Origin of the sequence: Bailinhaonella thermotolerans, assembly GCF_003594875.1 — a bacterium.
In the GTDB taxonomy this organism is placed as follows: Bacteria; Actinomycetota; Actinomycetes; order Streptosporangiales; family Streptosporangiaceae; genus Bailinhaonella; species Bailinhaonella thermotolerans.
Genome location: NZ_QZEY01000006.1, coordinates 312,077 through 327,469, shown reverse-complemented (window position 1 = coordinate 327,469; position 15,393 = coordinate 312,077). Strand labels below are relative to the sequence as shown.

Sequence of the window (15,393 nt, the reverse complement as noted above, 5' to 3'; positions counted from 1 at the left end):
GGCCGCGCACGCTCAGGCCTCGGCGGGCGCCGGGATCTCGCGCTGGCGGGGGACCCGCGAGAACACCAGGAGCAGGATCGGGCCCAGGCCGCCCAGGATCACCGCGATCAGGAGCGTGTGGCGCAGCCCGATCCCCTCGGCCAGCAGGCCCGCGCCGAGGGTGCCCAGCGGGGCCGGGATGAGCCCGAGCGAGTAGATCGTGCCGATGACGCGCCCCTGCTTCGGGCCCGGCGTGATCGACTGCGTCAGCGTCATGTTCGCGACGAAGAAGACCTGGTTGGCCATCCACGTGACGAACTCGGCCACCGCCAGCATCGCGATCGCCAGCCCGACCGGCCGCACGGCCAGCGGGATCAGGAACAGCGACAGGTTGCCGACCACCGTGCTCCACAGCAGCACCGGGCCCAGCCCGAACCGCCGCATCACCCGCACCGACATCCACGCGCCGATGATCGCGCCGACGCCGCCGAAGGCGAGGATCACCCCGAACCACTCGACCGGCACGTTCGGCCCGCCCTCCAGGACGTACAGCGCGAACATCGCCTGGAGCGAGCCCATCACGAACATGGAGTACAGCGCGGCCGAGATCGCCAGCGGGCGCAGGAGCGGCTGCCGCAGCACCCACCTGAGCCCGTCCCAGATCGCGGCGAGCACGTTGCCGCCGTCCTCCTCGGCCGCCGGCCTGCGATCGGGGGTGCGGATCAGGGCGCAGGCCACCGCCGAGGCGAGGTACGTCACCACGTCCACCAGGATGATCAGCGGCGCGGCCAGCACCCGGACCAGCCCGGCCGCCGCGCTCGGGCCCAGCGTCTGCGCCAGCGACTCGGTGAGCTGGAGCTTGCTGTTGCCGTCGGCGAGCTGCCGCACGTCCACCAGCTCCGGCAGGTACGACCGGTAGGCGATCTGGAAGAACACCGTCAGCAGCCCGAGCAGGAACACCACGACGTACAGCGCCGGCATCGACAGGCCGTCGGCCAGCCACAGCGCCGGGATCGCGGCGAGCACGACCGCCCTGCCCAGGTCCGACCAGATCAGCACCCGCCGCCGCCGCATCCGGTCCACGAACACGCCGAAGAACAGGAAGCCCAGCAGCGGCAACCGCACCAGCGTGCCCAGCAGGCCCATCTCGGCCGCCGAGGCGTTCAGCATCACCACGGCGACCAGCGGGATCGCGACGAGGGTGATCTGCGAGCCGAACTGCGACAGCGCCTGCCCGGTCCACAGGCGCAGGAAGTCGGGATGCCGCCAGAGCCCGGGGACGGGCGCGGCGGCGGACTCGACGGTCTCAGATGCCATGATCGATCCATTTCCGGATGGTGGTGGCCGCGTCGGCGACCAGGGGTTCGTACAGGACGGTGACCCGCGCCGGCGGGATCGGCGCGATCGCCAGCCGGCCGGTGACGATCGCGCGCCAGCCCAGGTCCGGCCGCTCCCCGTCCGGGGCGAACAGCGCCACGTCCCCGTCGTACGGCGGGTGCCGGAACCGGCCGACGGCGTGCGCGTTCGCCCGGAACACCCGCAGGAAGCGGCGGGCCTGCTCCAGGTCCTCGGTGTCGGGGGCGAGCCGGTCCTGCGCGGACGCCGCGTCGATGATCGCCAGCAGCCGCTCGTCGGGCTCCATCCGCGACAGCGCCTCGAAGTCGGCCTCCAGCGGGCCCCCGGCCAGCGCGTGCATCATCAGCGCCGTGTCGCTCTCCAGCGAGCTGCTGATCACCGGTTCGTCGGCGTCGGAGTAGAACAGCACGACCAGCGGCACGTCCTCGCCCTCGGCGCGCAGCCTCCGCGCCATCTCCATCGCGATGTCGCCGCCGATGCAGAACCCGCCCAGGACGTACGGCCCGCGCGGGCGGGCCGCGCGCACGTGGGCGACGTAGTCCTCGACCATCTCGTCCAGGGTGGAGTGCGGCTCCTCGCCCGGGGCCAGCCCGCGCGCGGCGATCGCGTACACCGGCTGGTCCTCGCCCAGGCGGCGGGCCAGCGGGAGGTACCGGAACACCTGGCCGCCGAGCGCGTGGACCAGGAAGAGCGGGGTCCGGTCGCCGCCGGGGTTCAGCGGCACGACGCGGGACCCGGCCCCCAGGTCGTCCGGGCGGCGCAACTCCTCGGCGAGCCCGGCCACGGTGGGCGCGGTGAGCACGCGCGCCACCGGCAGGTCGCGGCCCAGGTCGCGGCGGACCCGCAGGGCCAGCCGCAGCGCCAGCAGGGAGTGCCCGCCGAGGGCGAAGAAGTCGTCGTGGCGGCCCACGGGCACGACGCCCAGGATCTCCTCCCAGATCGCCGCGAGCCGCGCCTCCACGGCGTCGCGCGGCGGCTCGTACCCCTTCCGCGCGATCCCCGGCTCGGGGAGGGCGGCGCGGTCGAGCTTGCCGTTCGCGGTGAGCGGGAGCGCGTCCAGCCGCACCCACGCGGCGGGGATCATGTGGTCGGGCAGCGTCGCGCGGAGGGCGCCGGCCCAGTCGTCCTCCGTGTCGCTCACGACGTGGGCGGCCAGCCGGTCCCCGCGGGCGGTGACGACGGCCGCGCGGACGCCGGGGAGGGCGAGGAGGGCCGCCTCGACCTCGCCGGGCTCGACCCGCATCCCCCGCACCTTGACCTGGAGGTCGGTCCGCCCCAGGTACTCGACCTCGCCGTCGGGGAGCCGGCGGGCCAGGTCGCCGGTGGCGTACAGGCGCGAGCCCGGCGGGCCGTACGGGTCGGGGACGAAGCGCTCGGCGGTCAGGCCGGGGCGGTTCACGTAGCCGCGCGCGAGCTGGACGCCGCCGATGAAGAGCTGCCCGGGCACGCCCTGCGGGACCCGTTCGAGGAGCTCGTCCAGCACCTCCAGGCGCGTGTTCGGCACCGGCCCGCCGATCGGCACCACCGTCTCGCCGGGCTCGCAGCGGTGCGCGCTCACGTCCACCGCCGCCTCGGTCGGCCCGTAGAGGTTGTGCAGCTCGGCGTGCGGCAGCCGTACGGCGAAGCGGGCGGCGAGCGGCGCGGGCAGGGCCTCGCCCGAGCAGACCACCCGGCGCACGGTCGCCAGGCGCGCGGCGAGGTCCGGCGTCTCCAGGAACGCGTCGAGCATGGACGGCACGAAGTGCAGCGTCGTGACCCCGGTCGCGGCGACGAGATCGGCCAGGTACTCCGGCTCCAGGTGGCCGCCGGGGCGCGCGACGACCATGGCCGCGCCCGTGAGCAGGGGGCCGAACAGCTCCCACACCGACACGTCGAAGGTGTACGGCGTCTTGTGCAGCACCACGTCGCCGGGCGCGTAGAAGTCCGCCATCCACCGCAGCCGGTTCACGATCGCCCGGTGCGAGACCCCGACGCCCTTCGGCCGTCCCGTGGACCCCGAGGTGAAGATCACGTACGCCAGGGAGTCCGGGTGCGCCGGCACGGGGTCGCCGAGCCCGCCCGCCCCGGGATCCAGGTCCCCGCCGGAAGCCCGGCCGGTAGCCCCGCCGGACGAGCCGTCCGCGGCGTCGTTCGCACCGACGCCCGCCGAGCCGTCCGCCGAGCCGCCCGCCGAGCCGTTGGCAACGACGTCCGCCGAGCCGTTCGCGGCGCCGTCGGGGAGGAGCATCGTGCGGACGCCGCTGGGGAGTCCCGCGGCCAGGTCACGGGTGGTGACGACGAGGCCGGCCCCCGCGTCGGCCAGCATCGCGGCGGTGCGGGCGGCCGGGTGCCCGGGTTCGAGCGGCAGGTACGGCGCGCCGGTGGCCAGCACGCCCAGCAGCGCCGCCGGGAGGTCCGGCCCGCGGTCCAGGCAGACGCCGATCGGCCGCTCGGGACCGGCGCCCAGTCCGCGCAGCCGTACGGCGATCGCCCCGGCCCGCCGTGCGAGATCCCGGTAGGTGGTCGCGGCGCCCTCCCACACGATCGCGGTGGCGTCCGGGTCGCGGCGGGCCCGCTCCCACACGAGCTCGGCCAGGGTGCCGCCCGGCAGGTCCCGGCCGGTGTCGTTCCACCGCTCGATCAGGTCCGCCCCCGCGTAGCGGCCGGAGGGCCGGGGGTCGGCGTCCGGGTCGGCGGTCAGGTCGGCGAGCACCCGCAGGTACAGGTCCCGCAGATCCGCCATCCGCCCGGCGGTGAACTGGGCCGAGTCGTAGGAGAGCGAGAGCACCAGCCCGGACGGCGCGCGCCCGAAGGCCGCCGTGAACGGCAGGTCCGTCTGCTCGAAGAACTCCTGCCCGGTCACGACCGGCCCCGGGCCTTCCCCGAGCCCGTCGTACACGTGGAAGTCGCGGTAGTCGAACAGCGTGTCCAGCAGCGGCGCCCGCCCGCTCGCCTTCTGGATCTCGAAGTGCGGGTACATCCGGTACGGCATGAGCGCCGTCTCCGCCCGGAACACCCGCAGCACCAGCTCCCGCCACGTCGGCGCGTCGGCGCGGACCCGGAGCGGCACCGTGTTGAGGAACAGCCCGAGCACCTCGCCCCCGGCCTCGTCCTCCGGCCGCCCGTGCACGACCGTGCCGGTCAGCACGTCCGGCGTGCCGGTCATCAGCGCCATCACCCGGCAGTGCGCCGCCAGCAGCACGGTCCGCAGCGGCACCCGCGCCTCGCGCGCCAGCCGCCGCGCGGCCTCCTCGGTCTCGCGGCCCACCGGGGCGGAGAGCACGGCGACCGCCCGGGCCGCCTCACCCGGCTCGCGGGGCGGGGCGGGCAGCCTGGGCAGGCGGGCGTCCGGGGCGTCCTCGACCCGCGCGCGCCAGAAGGCGGCGGCCTCGGCGGAGGTGGTGATCTCGCGCTCGGCGGCCACCAGGTCGCGGAACGCGGGCCCCAGCGGGGGAGGGGAGTAGCCCCCGGCGTACCGGCGCAGCAGCTCGGTGGTGAGCGCCGCGACGCTCCAGCCGTCCAGGATCGCGTGGTGGAAGCTGAGCGTCAGCGCGAACTCCCCGCCCGGCAGCAGGTGGACGAACGCCCGCAGCAGCGGGGCCTTCGCCCAGTCGAACCCGCGCCGCTTCTCCTCCTCCCGCCAGTCGCGCAGCCGCTCGGCCGCGTCGGGCCGCCCCGACAGGTCGCGGACGGCCAGCGGGATCGTCACCTCGTCGTGGACGAGCTGCACGGGCTCGCTGAACCCGGTCAGGTCGAACGACGTCCGCAGCACCGGGTGCCGCGCCGCCGCCCCCGCGAGCGCGGCGGTCATCGCGGCCTCGTCGAAGCGCCCGCGCAGCGTCATCGTCATCACGTCGTGGAAGGTGGGCGTGCCCTCCTCCAGCTCGCTGTGGTACAGCATCCCCGCCTGGAGCGCGGCCAGCGGATACGCGTCCTCGATCATCGGTCCACCTCGTTCACGTCCGTCGCTCCGCCACATCCGCCCCCGGCCCTCCGGCCGCGCGCCGTCAACGCCCTCCGCCCCGATCCCCGCGGGCCGTCCCGCCCCGGGCCCGTCCCGCGCGGAGCGCGCCCCGCGCGGGCGGTACGGCGCGCGGCGGCCGTACGGCGCTGCGCATCAGGCCACCCCCAGCCGGGCGCGGTCCTCGGGGGAGAGGAGGGAGAAGGCCGCGGCGGGGGCCGCCGGCGCCGGGGCGGGCCCGGGAGCGCGGAGGGCGGCGGCCAGCGCGCCCAGCGTCTGGTGGGTGAAGAGGTCCACCAGGTCCAGGGCGTAGCCGCGCCGCCGCAGCCCGGCCACCACGCGCAGGGCCCGGATCGAGTCGCCGCCCAGGGAGAAGAAGTCGTCCTCGGCCGAGAACCCCTCGGCGCCCAGGGTCTCCGCCCAGACCTCGGCCACCGCGCGTTCGGCGGCGGTGGACGGCGGGGCGGGCGCCGCTTCGCCGGCGGAGCCGGAGACGCGGGGCGGCGGCAGCGCGGCCCGGTCCAGCTTCCCGCTCGGGGTGAGCGGCAGGGCGTCCACGAGGACCCACGCCGCCGGGACGAGGTGCTCGGGCACGCGCTCCCGCAGCGCCGCCGCCCACGCGGCCCGCTCCTCGCGCGGGACCTCCCGCCCGCCTCCCGCCGCGCGGGCCGGCCCTGCGGCCTGCTCTCCGGCCTGCCCTGCGGCCGGCCCGGAGAACGGACCGAAGGGCGGACCGGGGGACCGCTCAAGGGACGTGTCCGGGGACGGGCCGGCGGGCGTGTCGGGGGACCGCCCGGCGGGGACGACGTAGGCGGCCAGGCGGGGCCCGGTCCCGTCGTCCCGGACGGCCGCGGCGGCGGCGCGGACGCCGGGGAGGGTGAGCAGCGCCGCCTCCACCTCGCCGAGCTCGACCCGGTGCCCGCGGATCTTGACCTGGTCGTCGAGCCTGCCCAGGAAGTCCAGCACCCCGTCCGCGCGCCACCGCGCGAGGTCGCCGGTGGCGTACAGCCGGGAGCCGGGCGGGCCGAAGGGGTCGGGGACGAAGCGGGCGGCGGTGAGCGCGGGCCGGCGCAGGTACCCGCGCGCCACCTGGACGCCGCCGATGTGCAGCTCGCCCGCGACCCCGGGCGGGCAGGGCCGGCCGCGGCGGTCCAGGACGTACAGGCGCGTGTTGGCCACCGGCCGCCCGATCGGCACCCGCGCCTCCCCGCCAGGGCACTCCCAGGCGGTGACGTCGATCGCGGCCTCCGTCGGCCCGTACAGGTTGTGCAGGGCGACGTGCGGCAGCCGCGCCCGGAACCGGCGCACGGCGTCCGCCGTCAGCTCCTCGCCGCTGCACACCACCCGCCGCAGCGAGCCGCACCGCCCGATCCCGCCGGTCTCCAGGAACGCCGTCAGCATCGACGGCACGAAGTGCGCCGTGGTGATCCCGGCGCGCGCGATCAGGTCGCGCAGGTACTCCGGGTCCCGCTGGCCGCCCGGCCGCGCGAGCACCAGCCGCGCCCCGGTCATCAGCGGCCAGAAGAACTCCCACACCGACACGTCGAAGCTCGCCGGCGTCTTCTGGAGCACCGCGTCGCCGGGGCCGAGCCGGAACCGGTCCTGCATCCAGGTCAGCCGGTTCACGATCGCCCGGTGCTCGGTCACGACCCCCTTCGGCACGCCGGTCGAGCCCGAGGTGTAGATCACGTAGGCGGCGTTCCGCGGCCCGGCCGCCGCGCGGCCGGGGTCCGGCGCGGAGGGCGCCCCGGCCGGGGCGCCGAGCAGGGCGTCCAGGTCGAGCGCGCCGGAGTCGCTCAGCATGAACCGGCGGCGCTCCTCCGGGTAGTCCGGGTCCACCGGCAGGTACGCCGCGCCCGCCTTCAGCACCGCCAGCAGCCCGGTCACCAGGCCCAGCGAGCGCTCGGCGCGCACCGCGACCACCGACTCGGGGCCCGCGCCGCGCTCGCGCAGCCGTGCGGCCAGCTCCTCCGCGCGGGCGTCCAGCTCGGCGTACGTCAGGGACGCGCCCTCGAACTCCACCGCCACCGCGTCCGGCGTCCGCGCCGCCTGCTCGGCCACCAGGCCGTGCAGGGTGGCGCCGGTGGGGAAGGGGGCTCCGGTCGCGTTCCAGGCGCGCAGGACGAGGTCGCGCTCGGCCGGGGTCATCGGGTCCAGCTCCGAGAGCCGCCGCCCGGGGTCGGCCGTCGCGGCGTCGAGCAGCGCCGTCAGGTGCCCGGCCAGCCGCTCCACGGTCGCCGCGTCGAACAGGTCCGGGTTGTACACGAACGCGCAGTCCAGCTCGTCCGTGACGGACAGCTCCAGGTCGAACCGCGTCGCCTCGGCGGGGGCGGCCACCGGCGTCAGCGCGCCGCCGTACGGCGAGGGCCCGGCCCCGGCGTCGCCCTGCCAGGCCAGGATCACCTGGAACAGCGGCGACCGCGACACGTCCCGCGCCACGTCCAGCTCGGCCACCAGCCGCTCGAACGGCGCCTCCTGGTGCGCCTGCGCCCCGAGCACGGACTCGCGCACACGTCCCAGCAGCCCGGCGAACGACGGGTCGCCCGACAGGTCCGCCCGGATCGCGATCATGTTGAGGAACAGCCCGATCAGCGGCTCCAGCTCGGCCCGCACCCGCCCGGCCACCGGGGTCCCGACCGCGAAGTCCTCCTGTCCCGAGTGCCGTCCCAGCACCGCCTGGAAGGCCGCCATGAGGATCATGTACGGCGTCACGCCGTGCTCCCGGGCGAGCCGCGCGGCGCGTTCGCGCACCTCGGGGCCGGGCCGGAAGGCGTGCGTCGCCCCGGCGAAGGTCTGCCTGGGCGGTCGCGGCCGGTCCCCGGGCAGTTCCAGCGGCGGCACCCCGGCGAGCCGGTCCCGCCAGTACCCCAGCTCGGCGTCCCCGGTCCGCCCGCGCGCCCACAGGGCGTAGTCGCCGTACCCGACGGGCAGCGGGGCGAGCTCCCGCCCGGCGAGCAGCGCGGCCAGCTCCGCGAGCAGCACCCGCGAGGACCAGCCGTCGGTGACGATGTGGTGCGCGCACACGACGAGCAGGGAGTCGTCCCCGGGGACGCGCACCATGAGCGCCCGCACCGGCGGCGCGTTCCCCAGGTCGAACGGCCGCGCGCGCTCCCGCGCCGCCAGTTCCCCGGCCTCGCGCGCGTCGCGGGCCCGCACGACGGTGAAGGGCACGTCCGCCGCGTCCTCGACGACGGCCACGGGCCGCCCGTCCTCGCCGGCGGGGAACCGCGTGCGCAGGCTCTCGTGCCGGGCGGCGATCGCCCGGAGCGCCGCCGCGACCGCCTCGGGCGCGATCGCCGCGGCGACCCGCGCCGTCACCGGCGTCACGTAGGCGGCCGTCCCCGGCGCCAGTTCCTCCATGAACCACAGCCGCTCCTGCGCGTGCGTGAGCGGCAGTTCCCGGACCCCGGCCGCCCGCCGCGGGATCGGCGCGAAGTCGTCCTCGAACCGGGATCCGTCTCCGCCGGGAGGGTCCGCCACGGACCGCGAGCCCGCGCCCGCCCGCGCCCGCTCGCCGGCCCCGGGGAGACCCGGCCCGGCGTCGTGTCCGGCGCCGCCGGCGGCCAGGCGGGCGGCCAGGGCGCGGACGGTGCGGGCCTCGAAGACGGCGCGGAGGGGGACCGGGCGGCCGGCGGCGGCGGAGAGGCGGACGACGACGCGGGTGGCCAGGAGGGAGTGACCCCCCAGGGCGAAGAAGTCGTCCAGGGCGCCCACGCGCTCCAGCCCCAGGACCTCGGCCCACACCGACGCGACCAGCTCCTCCGCGGCGGTCGCCGGCGGCTCCGGCTCCGGCCGGGCGGCGGTGGGGGCCGGGAGGGCGGCGCGGTCGAGCTTGCCCGAGCGGGTCAGCGGCATCCGGTCCAGGGGCACCACGGCCGCCGGGACCAGGTGGGCGGGGAGCAGCGCGGACAGGCGCGCCCGCACCTCGGCCGGATCCGGCGGAGCGCCGGTGACGTAGGCGACCAGGGCGTCGCCGCGCGCCACCACGGCGGCCTCGGCGACCCCCGGGAGTTCGAGGAGCCGCGCCTCGACCTCGCCCGGCTCGACCCGGTATCCGCGCACCTTGACCTGGGCGTCCAGCCGCCCCAGGAACTCCAGCGACCCGTCCGGCCGGAACCGGGCCCGGTCGCCGGTCCGGTAGAGGCGCGAGCCCGGCGGGCCGTACGGGTCGGGGACGAAGCGCTCCGCGGTGAGCCCCGGCCGGCCCAGGTAACCCCGCGCCAGGCCCGCCCCGCCGACGCACAGCTCCCCGGACGCGCCGATGGGGACCCGGCCGAGGGAGTCGTCCAGGACGTACACGCGGGTGCCGGACAGGGGGCGGCCGATCGGCGGGCGCCCCTCCGCGTCGGCCGGCGACAGCCACGCCGCCGTCGCGATGATGGTGGCCTCGGTCGGCCCGTAGGTGTTGACCACCTCGGCCCGCTCGCCCACGGCCGCGTACCAGTCCGCCAGGGCGGGCCCGGGCAGCGGGTCCGCGCCCAGGATCACCAGGCGCAGCGACTCCGGCCAGGCGGCCCCGGCCAGGCCGCGCCAGTACGACGTGGGCAGGTCCAGGACGGTCAGCCGCCGCCCCTCCGGCGTCGCGAGCAAATCGGGCAGCGCCACGTCCGGGGGCGGCACGACGAGCGTCGCCCCGGCCGCCAGGGCCGGGAACACCTCCTCGGCGTGGGTGTCGAAGCTCGCCGACGCGTGCTGGAGCACCCGGTCGCCCGGCCCGAGCCGGTACCGGTCCCGCATCCACCCGGCCCGCGCCGCCAGCGCCCGGTGCTCCACCCCGACCCCCTTCGGCCGCCCGGTCGAGCCCGAGGTGTAGATCACGTAGGCCAGGTCCCCCGCCCCCGGCCGTACGGCGGGCGCGGCGCCGCCGGGGGCGGGCCGCGCGCCGGGCGGGGCGGCGGCGAGGACGTCCGCGCGGGTGAGGGTGAACGCGGCGCGCGCGTCCCGCCGCGTGAAGTCCTTGCGGGCGGCCGGGTACGCCGGGTCGATCGGCAGGTAGGCGGCGCCCGCCTTGAGCACGGCCAGCAGCGCGACGATCAGTTCGGGGGAGCGCTCGACCTCGACGGCGACCACCGTCTCGCGGCCCGCGCCGCGCTCGCGCAGCCGGGCGGCCAGCAGGTCCGCGCGCGCGTCCAGCTCGGCGTACGTGACCTCCGCCCCGCCGCCCGCGAGCGCGACGGCGTCCGGGGCGAGCCGGGCCCGCTCCTCGAACAGGGCGACGACCGTCCGCTCCTCGACCGGCTCGCCGGAAGGGCGGGACCAGGCGGACAGGAGCGCGGTCTCCTCCGGGGGCAGGAGGCCGCGCCGCAGCTCGGACAGCCGGACGCCGGGGTCGGCGCAGACGGCCTCCAGCAGCCGGGCGTAGTGCCCGGCCAGGCGCTCGATCGTCGCGCGCTCGAACAGGTCCGTGCTGTACCCGAACACCGGCATCAGCCCGTCCGGCCCCGGCAGCACGTCGAGCATGAGGTCGAACTTGGCCGGCAGCGGCCCGGGGTCGAACATCTCGGCCGTGAGACCCGGCATCGCCAGCCCCGACGCCGGGTCCTGCATCACGAACATCGCCTGGAACAGCGGCGTCCGGCTCAGGTCGCGGTCCACGCGCAGCTCGCCCAGCAGCCGCTCGAACGGCACGTCCTGGTGGGCGAACGCGTCCAGGACCGTACGGCGGGCCCGCGCGACCAGCTCCCGGAACGGCGGGTCGCCGGACAGGTCGGCGCGGAGCACGATCGTGTTCAGGAAGTACCCGACCAGCGGTTCCAGCTCGGCCCGGTCCCGGCCGCCGACGACCGAGCCCACGCAGAAGTCGAGCTGCCCGGTGTGCGCGGCGAGCAGCGCGTCGAAGGCGGCGAGCAGCGTCACGAACACCGTCGCCCGCTCCTCGCGGGCCAGCCGCTCCACCCGCGCGGTCAGCTCCGCGCCCAGCTCCAGCGGCACGAGGCCCCCGCCCTCCCCGCGCACGGCGGGGCGGGGCCGGTCGGCGGGCAGCTCCAGCGGCGGCACGCCGTCGAGCCGGCGCGCCCAGTGCGCCAGCCCCTCCTCGTCGCGCGGCCGGCCCGCGAGCCAGGCGGCGTAGTCGGCGTACTGGATCGGCGGCGGCGCGAGCGGCGACGGTCGCCCGGCCGCGAACGCGCCGTACAGCGTGGCCAGCTCGGATCCGATCACGCGCAGCGACAGCCCGTCGGCGACCAGGTGGTGCGGCACCACCAGCAGCACGTGGTCGTCGTCGGCCAGCCGGATCAGGCACGCCCGCACCAGCGGGCCGCGCTCCAGGTCGAACGGCTCGTGGATCCGCGCCCCGACCAGCTCCCTGGCGTGCTCCTCGCCGCTCGCCGCAAGCCGCTCCACGGTCAGCCCGGCCCCGGGGTCCACCACCTGGACCGGCCGCCCGTCCCCGGCGGGGAAACGGGCGCGCAGGACGTCGTGCCGCCGCACGACCTCCCGCAGCGCCCGCTCCATCGCGCCGGTGTCCAGCCGCCCGCGCAGCCGCTGGGCGAGCAGCATGTTGTACGCCGAGGAGGCCGCCGGGTCGAGCCGGTGCAGGAACCACAGCCGCTCCTGCCCCGGCGTCAGCGGCGCGGGCGCCGCCGGATCGTCCCGCCGCGGTATCCCCGCCGCGGCCGGCCGCCCCTTCCCGAGCAGCCGCCGCTCCAGCGCCGCCCGCTCGGCGGCCCCCATCCCGGCGAGCCGCCGCCGAACCTCACTCATCCGCGCCGTCCGCCCCCGTCTCGTCGTACGGCGCGCCCGCGCCGTCCTCGGCCGCCAGCAGGTCCTCGAGGATCACCAGGGCGTAGTCCTCCACCGTGGACAGCTCGAAGCAGCGCCGCAGCGGGATCTCCGCGCCGAAGGCGTCCCTGATCCGGGCGACCAGGCGCGCGGCCAGCAGCGAGTGCCCGCCCAGGTCGAAGAAGTCGTCCCGGACGCCGACCTGGTCGCGGCCCAGCAGGTCGCGCCAGATCGCGCACAGCTCCTCCTCGATCGGCGTCCTCGGCGCGACGTACTCCCCGCCCAGGCCGCCCCGCCCGGCCGGGGAGGGCAGCGCCGCCCGGTCGAGCTTGCCGCTGGGCAGGGCGGGGAAGGAGTCCACCGGCACGAACGCCTGCGGCAGCATCGCCGCGGGCAGCCGCTTGACCAGCAGCCCCCGCAGCTCCTCGGTGAGCGCGGACGGGTCGCCCGCCCAGTCCACGTACGCCACCAGGCCGCGCCCGCCCGGCGCGTCGTCGCGGACGGTGACCACGGCCCGCCGCACGCGCGGGTGGCCGGCCAGCGCGGCCTCCACCTCGCCCGGCTCGACGCGGACGCCGTGCACCTTGACCTGCTGGTCGACGCGGCCCAGGAACTCGATCGCGCCGTCCTCGCGCCGCCGCGCCAGGTCCCCGGTGCGGTAGAGCCGCGCGCCGGGGGTGAACGGGTCGGGCACGAACCGCTCGGCCGTCAGCCCGGGCCGCCCGAGGTAGCCGCGCGCGAGCTGGACCCCGCCGATGTGCAGCTCGCCGGGGACCCCCACGGGGACCGGTTCGAGCCGTTCGTCCAGGACGTGCAGCCGCGTGTTGTCCACCGGGTGCCCGATCGGGACGCGCTCGCCCACCGTCGCGTGGCAGGCCCAGTGGCTGACGTCCACCGCCGCCTCGGTCGGGCCGTACAGGTTGTGCACCTCCGCGCCGGGGAGCCGCTCGGCGAGGCGCCGTGCCAGCCGGGCGGGCAGCTCCTCGCCGCTGCACAGGACCCGCCGCAGCGACGCGCAGTCCTCCACGCGCGCCCCGGCCAGGAACTCCTCCAGCATGGACGGCACGAAGTGCACCGTCGTCACGTCGTGCTTGACGATCACGTCGCGCAGCGCGGCCGGGTCGCGGTGGGCCCCCGGCGGGGCGAGCACGAGCCGCGCGCCCGTGATCAGCGGCCAGAAGAACTCCCACACCGACACGTCGAAGCTCACCGGCGTCTTCTGGAGCACGGCGTCGCCCGGCCCCAGGCCGTACGCGCGCTGCGTCCAGCGCAGCCGGTTCACGATCGCGCGGTGCGAGATCACCGCGCCCTTGGGCAGCCCCGTGGAGCCCGAGGTGTAGATCGCGTAGGCGGCGTTGTGCGGCGAGACGTCCGCCCCGGCCCCGCTTCCGGCCCCGCCCCCGGACCCGCTTCCGGCCGAGCCCGCCCAGTCGGCCTCGCGGTCGAGCAGGACGGTCCTGGCCGCCCCGCGCGGCAGCGCGGACGCCAGGACGCTCTGCGTGAGCAGGACGCGGGCGCGGCTGTCCTCCAGCATGTGCGCCAGGCGCGCCCGGGGATACCCCGGGTCGAGCGGCACGTAGAACGCGCCCGCCTTGAGCACCGCGAGCAGGGCCACCACCAGGTCCGGCGACCGTTCGGCGCACACCGCGACCGGCGTCTCCGGCCCGGCGCGGAGCCGCCCCAGCCAGGCCGCCAGCCGGTTCGCCCGGTCGTCGAGCTCGGCGTAGGTCAGGGTCTCGTGCTCACCGCAGACCGCGACCGCGTCCAGGGTGCGCCGGGCCTGCTCCTCCACCAGCCGGTGCAGCGCCTCGGGCTCCGCAAGGGGCGCGTCCGTGCCGTTCCACGCGGTCAGGACCCGTTCCCGCTCCTCCGGCCCGAACAGCGGCAGGTCCGTGATCGGCCGCGCGGGATCGGCGACCGCGGCCTCCAGCAGCCGCACGTACGCCTCGGCGAACCGCGCGATCGTGCCGGGCTCGAACAGGTCCGTGGCGTACTCGATCCGGCCGTACATGCGCCCGCGCTGGACGTTCAGCTCCAGCGACAGGTCCAGCTTGGCCGTGCCGTTGGTCAGCGAGCCCGCCGCCTCGCCCGGCACCAGGTTGAACTGCGCCTGGAACAGCGGCGGCCGGCTCGGGTCGCGGACCGGCGCGAGCGCCTCGACCAGCCGCTCGAACGGCAGCTCCTGGTGGTCCAGCCCCTCCAGCAGGGTCCGGCTCACCCGCTCCAGCGCCCCGGCGAACCCCGGCTCGCCGGACAGGTCCGTGCGGAGCACCAGCGCGTTGACGAACATGCCGATCAGCGGCTCGACCTCGGGCACCGGCCGCCCGGCGACCGGGCAGGCCACGACCACGTCGTACCGCCCGGACCAGCGGGCCAGCAGCACCTTGTACGCCGCCAGCAGCACCATGAACGTGGTCGCGCCCGACCGCTGCGCCAGCTCCTCCACCCGCTCGTGCAGCTCCGGCTCCAGCGAGAACACGTGGTGCGCCCCGCCGTACGTCCGGACCGGCGGGCGCGGCCGGTCCGTGGGGATGCCCGTGTCGTCGGGGATCCCGGCCAGCCGCCCGCGCCAGTACTCCAGCTCGCGCTCGACGAACTCGGGCGTGAGCCGTTCCCGCTGCCAGACCGCGTAGTCGGCGTACTGCACGGCCGGCTCGGGCAGGTCCGGCCCGCGGCCCTCGGCGGCGGCGAGCAGGAACTCGTCCAGCTCCGTCATGAAGATCCCGACGGACAGCCCGTCGAAGATCGAGTGGTCGAAGACGCAGATCAGCCGCCAGCCGTCCGCGTCCGTGCGGACCAGCCGCATCCGCCACAGCGGCGGAGCGGCCAGCTCGAACGGCCGCGCGGCGTACTCCTGCGCGAGCCGCCGGAACTCGGCGTCGGCGTCGGCCCGGCCGCTCAGGTCGTCCCGCGCGACGGTGATCGGCACCGACCGGTGGACGACCTGCACGACGCCGCTCTCGCGCAGTTCGAGCGTGGTGCGCAGCGCCTCGTGCCGCCGGACCAGCCCGGCGAGCGCGGTCTCCACCAGGTCGGGCCGGTCGATCGGCAGCCAGAACTGGATGTTGTACACGGCCAGGTCCGGTTCGAACCGGGACATGAACCACATGCGCTCCTGGCCGGAGGAGACCGGGAAGACGTCCTGGTCCTCGGGAGCGCCCGTCATCCGCCCATCGCCTCTCGCAGGCTCTTGGGCCGCATGTCCGTCCACACCTCGTCGATGTGCGCCAGGCACTCCTCCTTGGTGCCGGTGAAACCGGTGGCCGTCCAGCCCGCGGGCAGCGGCCGGTCGGCCCACCAGGTGGAGTACTGCTCCTCGTCGTTCACGACGACGGCGTGCAGCGGCCCCTGCCCGGACCGCTCCCCGGTCTGCTGCTGGGTCTGCTGCCCGGTCTGCC

5 protein-coding genes are annotated in these 15,393 nt (G+C 76.8%); all 5 read right to left on the bottom strand.

Annotated features, from left to right (window positions below):
- Positions 1-12 precede the first annotated feature (12 nt).
- Positions 13-1,296: an MFS transporter gene (locus tag D5H75_RS19075; protein ID WP_119927819.1), complete on the bottom strand. Its 1,284-nt coding sequence runs from the start codon at positions 1,294-1,296 to the stop codon at positions 13-15.
- On the bottom strand, positions 1,286-5,257 hold the full coding sequence (locus D5H75_RS19070) for a non-ribosomal peptide synthetase (RefSeq protein ID WP_202638297.1): 3,972 nt from the start codon (positions 5,255-5,257) through the stop codon (positions 1,286-1,288). Before D5H75_RS19070 ends, D5H75_RS19075 begins: the two co-directional genes overlap by 11 nt.
- Before the next feature lie 174 nt (positions 5,258-5,431).
- Complete coding sequence (locus D5H75_RS44170) at positions 5,432-11,977, bottom strand: non-ribosomal peptide synthetase (RefSeq protein ID WP_119927817.1); 6,546 nt, start codon at positions 11,975-11,977, stop codon at positions 5,432-5,434.
- Positions 11,970-15,161: a non-ribosomal peptide synthetase gene (locus D5H75_RS19060; protein ID WP_119927816.1), complete on the bottom strand. Its 3,192-nt coding sequence runs from the start codon at positions 15,159-15,161 to the stop codon at positions 11,970-11,972. Before D5H75_RS19060 ends, D5H75_RS44170 begins: the two co-directional genes overlap by 8 nt.
- Complete coding sequence (locus D5H75_RS19055) at positions 15,158-15,337, bottom strand: MbtH family protein (protein WP_242454363.1); 180 nt, start codon at positions 15,335-15,337, stop codon at positions 15,158-15,160. Before D5H75_RS19055 ends, D5H75_RS19060 begins: the two co-directional genes overlap by 4 nt.
- Between the last annotated feature and the right edge of the window lie 56 nt (positions 15,338-15,393).